Raw genomic sequence first — 5,740 nt, 5'->3', positions numbered from 1 at the left:
AGTCAATGTCGGTTACAGCGAGGCGGTGAAGAAGGGCGATGTGCTGTTCACGTTGGACAGCTCGAAGCAACGCGCGGCTCTCGAGACCGCCAGGCGCAAGATCGCCGAGGTTGATGCCTCGCTAGCGACCGCGGAATCCGATGTGGTCAAGGCCGAAGCGCAGATTCAGGAAGCCAGGGCCAGTCATCAGCAGGCCAAGGACGAATTGGAGGTCAAGACCGAGTTGCAGCGCCGCAATCCCGGGATCGTCCCGCAACGCGACATCGAGAAACTGCAGGTGGTCGTCGATCAGCGGCAGGCCGGAATCGATGCCGCCACCGCATCGAGGCAGTCGGCGGCCTTGCGGGTTTCAACGCTCCTGCCGGCCGAAAAGGCAAGTGCCGAGGCGTTGTTGGCCGAAGCGCAAGTCGATCTGGACAAGACTTTTGTCCGTGCCGGTGTTGACGGGCGCGTGGAGCAGTTCCTCGTGCGCGTCGGCGATGTGGTCAATCAGCTGATGCGCCCGGCGGGCGTGCTGGTTCCCGACGGCGCCGGGCGGCGCGGCCTGCAGGCGGGCTTTGGTCAGATCGAGGCTCAAGTCCTGCAAGTCGGCATGGTGGCGGAAGCGACCTGCATATCGAGGCCGTGGGTCATCATTCCGATGGTGGTCACCAATGTGCAGGACTACATCGCGGCCGGGCAGTTCCGAAGCGGCGAGCAGCTTATCGAGGCGCAAAATGTCGGGCGGCCCGGCACAATCCTGGCTTTCCTGGAGCCGCTCTACAAGGGCGGTCTTGAAGGCGTGACGCCGGGCAGCAGCTGCATCGTCAACGCCTACACCAGCAATCACGAAGAGATCTCGGCGAAGGAGACCAGCACCGGCCGGGCCATTGTATTGCATGTCGTCGACGGCGTCGGGCTGGTGCATGCGCTGCTGCTGCGCATCCAGGCGCTGCTGCTGCCGATCAAGACGCTGGTGCTCAGCGGCCACTGAACGGGTTCGGTCTTGGCTTGATTCATATCAAGCAAGATCACTGCGGCGGTCCCCGAATGTCCTTCCAACCTGGGAGGATTGATCTGCGACCCGATACGCTACTTCGAACAAGAGCCCAGGCAATGCACACCGTGCCGAAGCCGGGGCGCGCGGTCGCGTTCCTTTGATCTTGATCAATAAAGCAGGCTGACCATTCGAGATGCTTGCCTCGACGAGGGCTCAAGGGAGGACGCAATGTTTCGCTGCGGCAAGACCCTGATCGCGATGGTGCTGCTCTTGGCGATCCCGGTCGCCGCAGCCGCCCAAACGGCGGACACCCCGGCGGCCCCCGCTGCCCCGGCCAGTCAGGCGCAACCGCCGAGCCCGACGCCGCCGACCGCCGAATTGCTCAAGCCCGAACAGCTCGAAGCGCTGGTGGCGCCGATCGCACTCTATCCCGACGAGCTGCTCGCCAATGTGCTGGCGGCTTCCACCTATCCTCTGGAAGTCGTTCAGGCCGATCGCTGGCTGAAAGAGCGCAAGACCCTGAAAGGCGATGCGCTGAAGGCCGAGGTCGAGAAGCAGTCCTGGGACGACAGCGTCAAGGCGTTGGCCTCGACCGCCGAGGTCCTCACGATGATGAGCGACAAGCTCGATTGGACCAAGGCGCTGGGCGACGCCGTGCTCGCGCAGCAGCCGGACGTGATGGATGCGGTCCAGCGGCTGCGCACCAAGGCCTATGACAACAAGAAGCTGGTCACCACCAAGCAGCAGAAGGTCAGTGTCCAGACCCAGGAAAGCAGGCAGGTGATCGTGATCGAACCGGCCGTGGCCGATACGATGTACGTGCCGTACTACGAGCCGGCGACGGTTTACGGAGAGTGGCCCTACACGGATTATCCGCCCTATTATTTCGGCTACCCGTCCTACATCGGTGCGGGCGTGGTCGCAGCCGGCCTCGCCTTCGGCACCGCCTGGGCGATCGGGCGCTGGGGCAATTATTGGGGGGGCGGCTGCAACTGGGGCAACCGCAACGTCTATATCAATCACCGAACCACCAACATCGGAAATGGCTGGCAGCACAATCCGGCGCATCGCCAGGGCGTGCGGTACAACAACGCCAACGTCCAGCAGCGCTTCGGCAACAACAATTTGAAGGCCGGCGCGTCGGACCGCATGGATTTCCGCGGCCGCGACGGACAGCAGGTGTTGAAGCCAGGACAGGACCGGCCAGGTGCTGGAGATCGTGCGGGAGATCGTGCAGGAGATCGTGCAGGCGATCGTGCCGGGGACCGCGCCGGCGATCGAGGTGGCCAAGGCGCGGGGGATCGCGCCAAGGGCGGCGGTGACCGCGCCAAGGGTGGCGGTGATCGCGCCAAGGGTGGCGGCGATCGCGCCAAGGGCGGCGGTGATCGCGCGAAGGCCGCCAACCGCGCCGGCGGCAGTGCGGGCAACCGGCCCGGTGGCGGCAATCGCGGCGGTGCGATGAACGTCTCCTCCGGCCGGGCGGCCGCGGCGGCGTCGGCGCGCGGACGATCCAGCATGGCAAGCATGCCTCGCGGCGGCGGCGGCGGCAGCTTCGCCGGGCGCGGCGGTGGTGGYGGAATGGCGATGCGTGGCGGCGGTGGCGGTGGTGGCTTCCGTGGCGGTGGCGGCGGTGGTGGCCGGCGCTCCGATATCGCGCTCAAGCACGACGTCGTCCTGCTCGGGCATCTCGCCAGCGGTCTCGGCTACTATCGCTTCAGCTATATCGGCAGMCACAAGGCCTATGTCGGCGTCATGGCGCAAGAGGTCGAGCTGGTGGCGCCGGGCGCCGTGACCCGCGGCAGCGACGGATATTTGCGCGTCTATTACGAGAAGCTCGGCCTGAAATTCCGGAGCTACAGCGACTGGCTTGCCGCGGGCGCGAGGATCCCTGCGGAGGTGTCGCCATGATCGGTCTGAAGTGGCTTCAGCGTGCCGTCCTGCCGGGCATCATCGCGCTCGCGCTGATGAGCACGGCGACCGTCGCGCAGCAATCCTATCCGACGCCGGAGGATGCCGCATCGGCGCTCGCGGCCGCGGCCAAGAGCGGCCCGCGCGACATCCTGAAGGTGCTCGGCAGCGCCGCCGAAGACATCGTCTCGTCCGGCGATGAGGTTGCTGACGTCGATATCCGCGCGCGTTTCGTCTCGATGTATGACGCCAGGCATTCGATCAAGGCGGAAGGCAACAAGAAGGCGACGCTGCTGCTTGGGCCCGATGACTTCCCGTTCCCGATCCCGCTCGTCAACACCAAGGCGGGCTGGGAATTCGACACCGCCGAGGGACGCATCGAAGTGCTTCGCCGGCGTATTGGCCGCAACGAGCTCGACGCGATCCAGACCGCGCTCGCCTATGTCGACGCGCAGAACGAATATGCCGACAAGGATCGCGGCGAGGGCGCCGGCGTCTATGCGCAGCGCTTTCTCTCCACGCCCGGCAAGAAGGACGGCCTGTTCTGGCGCGACGACAGCGATCCGAGTCCGCTCGGTGCGCTGGTCGCGGAGGCCTCGGCCGAAGGCTACAAGCCGGGCGAGGGGCCGGCGCCCTATCACGGCTATTACTTCCGCATCCTGAAAGGCCAGGGGCCTGACGCGCCCGGCGGCGCGCTCAACTATGTCGTCAAGGGCAAGATGATCGGCGGCTACGGCCTGATCGCCTGGCCTGCCGAGTATGGCAATTCTGGCGTCATGACCTTCGTGGTCAATCATGCCGGCGTCGTCTACCAGAAGGATCTCGGGCCTCGAACCAACGCCCTCGCTACCCGCATCACCGCGTTCGATCCGGATCAGACCTGGAAGAAGGTCGATGCTGCAAAACCCTGAGCGACGGATGGAGATATTGCGCCAGTTGCTCGGGCGTCTGGCACCCATTGTGCTGCTCGCACTCCTTGTTCCGACCGCCCCCTCGTTTGCGCAGGCCTCCGCCCAGGTCCGCGTCAAGATCGTGAAAGCGGGGCTGCTCGTGGGCGGCGGAGCCGGGACCGGCGTGCTGACCTATCGCGGCCGCCAGTATTCGTTCCGCGTCACCGGATTGAGCCTGGGCTTCACCGCGGGCGCGACAGTTGGGCGGCTCGAGGGCCGGGCCTCAGGCATTCGTGAGATCAGCGATTTTGCCGGCAAATATAGCTCGGTCGGCGGCGGGGCCGCCCTGATCGGCGGCATCAACGGGGTTCAGTTGCGCAACGACAAAGGTGTCACGATGGTGCTGCAGGGGCCAAAGGCCGGGCTGGAGTTCGCCGCCAACCTCAGCGAAATCATGATCTCTCTGAGGTGAGCGTGCATCGCTTCGCCCGCCGATGATCATTGAGGTTTTCTGCACGTCCCGCTCTCGTGCTTGCGTTGGTCGTCCTGGGCGAAATTGCGACCTCACACGGAAATCGGCATCTGCAGCTCGAAAATGGAGCCATCGGCGTCCGATTTGACCAGCCTCAGCTTTCCTCCGCATCTTGCGACCAAGTTGGAGGAGACAGCCAGCCCCAATCCCATACCGCCCGGTTTCGTCGTGAAGAATGGATCGAAGATGCGCTGTTGATGATTCGGAGAGATGCCGGTGCCGGAATCTTCAACGGACAAATGGACCGCCGTGCCGCCATCAAGACTGGTTTTCATACGTAGCTTTCGCTGGTCGGCGGAGACAGAGCCCATTGCGTCAATCGCGTTTTTGCAAAGGTTCAAGACGATCTGCTGAAGCTCGGTGCCGTCCAGGGCCACTGGAGGAATGTCGCCCTGAAACTCTGTAGCCACTGATACTCCATTGGCCAGGAGATCGTGCTTCAACAGTCTCAGCGCAAGCTCTGCGACACCTTCGACGTCTGTCGAAGCACCTCCGTGCGCCGTCTTGACCGTGATCTCGCGAATGCTCGAAATGATTTCAGCGGCCCGGTTGCTGTCGGCTTCGATATCGCGGAGGATGTTCTCCATGTCCTCCAGTTCAGGAGGGTCGGCTCGTAGTTGACCGAGACCTGTCGCGGCATTGAGCGAGATGGCCCCCAACGGGGATCTCAACTCATGGGCGATCGCGCCAGTGACCGCGTCGATGCTGAGAAGCCGGTTCGTCCGTTCGCGTCGCTGCAGCGCAATGACGCTGGCGAGGCGTGAATACAGAAACATCGTTTCGACGAGCAACACGGTCAGCAACATGCAGCTGCCGATCAGAACGAAACCGCGCGCCGCATACCAACCGACGGTAAATCGAACCGAGCTGCCAATGATCGCCACCAGAAAATTGGGCAAGTAGGCGAGCAAAGTCACCATCAGCCAGAGGTCGAGAATCGTGCGCATGCGCACAAACAGGACAGCGAGTACGGTCACGTTCCACAGCAAAAGGATCAGGTTGACCTGATTGCCAAGCGGCGTCTGATGCCTGACGTCGCTCATGTAGAAGGTAGGGAGATATTCGGCCTTCGCGGTCACGATCCACGTCAGTCCCGCTATTGCGGCAGCGATGCAGCCGATCGCGATTCCTATTGCGATCACCGCTCCTGCAGGCCTGCCCGGTCTGCCGGCTTTGAAATGATCCTTCGTCAACCCGTAGATGAGGATCGCCGCGGGAAAGGTCGTATGCCAAAGCACGTAAAGCCAGGCGGGGCTGTTCAGTCCATCGCCGATCACGCCTGCGGGAGCGTATCCGTTCGGAAAGGCGAGCGTCTGCAGGAATGCAAACGATCCGCTGAAAACGTATCCGCTTGCGAGTGCGAGCAGCGCCCACTGAGGCTGGATCGAAAATTGGGCAAATAGCAGGGCTGCCGTGATGAGTTCGGCCACT

The 5,740-nt window shown here is 63.6% G+C and carries 5 protein-coding genes; 4 read left to right on the top strand and 1 reads right to left on the bottom strand.

Features of this window, described 5'->3' with window-relative positions:
- The 4 genes from ACXJL8_RS31880 to ACXJL8_RS31865 all read left to right on the top strand — a co-directional run.
- On the top strand, nucleotides 1–973 hold a 973-nt coding region (locus ACXJL8_RS31880; protein WP_456686216.1), incomplete at its 5' end, for an HlyD family secretion protein.
- 234 nt (nucleotides 974–1,207) lie between these two features.
- On the top strand, nucleotides 1,208–2,887 hold the full coding sequence (locus ACXJL8_RS31875; protein WP_456686215.1) for a DUF3300 domain-containing protein: 1,680 nt from the start codon (nucleotides 1,208–1,210) through the stop codon (nucleotides 2,885–2,887).
- Nucleotides 2,884–3,798, top strand: coding sequence for a DUF2950 domain-containing protein (locus tag ACXJL8_RS31870; RefSeq protein WP_456619983.1), 915 nt, complete (start codon nucleotides 2,884–2,886; stop codon nucleotides 3,796–3,798). The genes ACXJL8_RS31875 and ACXJL8_RS31870 overlap by 4 nt, the downstream gene beginning before the upstream one ends.
- A complete protein-coding gene (locus tag ACXJL8_RS31865) occupies nucleotides 3,782–4,249 on the top strand; it encodes a hypothetical protein (protein ID WP_456619984.1) in 468 nt (155 codons plus the stop codon). Before ACXJL8_RS31870 ends, ACXJL8_RS31865 begins: the two co-directional genes overlap by 17 nt.
- 92 nt (nucleotides 4,250–4,341) lie before the next feature.
- On the opposite strand, the gene ACXJL8_RS31860 is transcribed toward ACXJL8_RS31865, so the two are convergent.
- The coding region (locus ACXJL8_RS31860) for an MASE4 domain-containing protein (protein ID WP_456686214.1) at nucleotides 4,342–5,740 on the bottom strand (1,399 nt) is incomplete at its 5' end.

The organism is Bradyrhizobium sp. P5_C11_2, from assembly GCF_054049755.1.
Note: the sequence above shows the minus strand (reverse complement) of the source record. Positions and strands in the feature narration are given on the sequence as shown.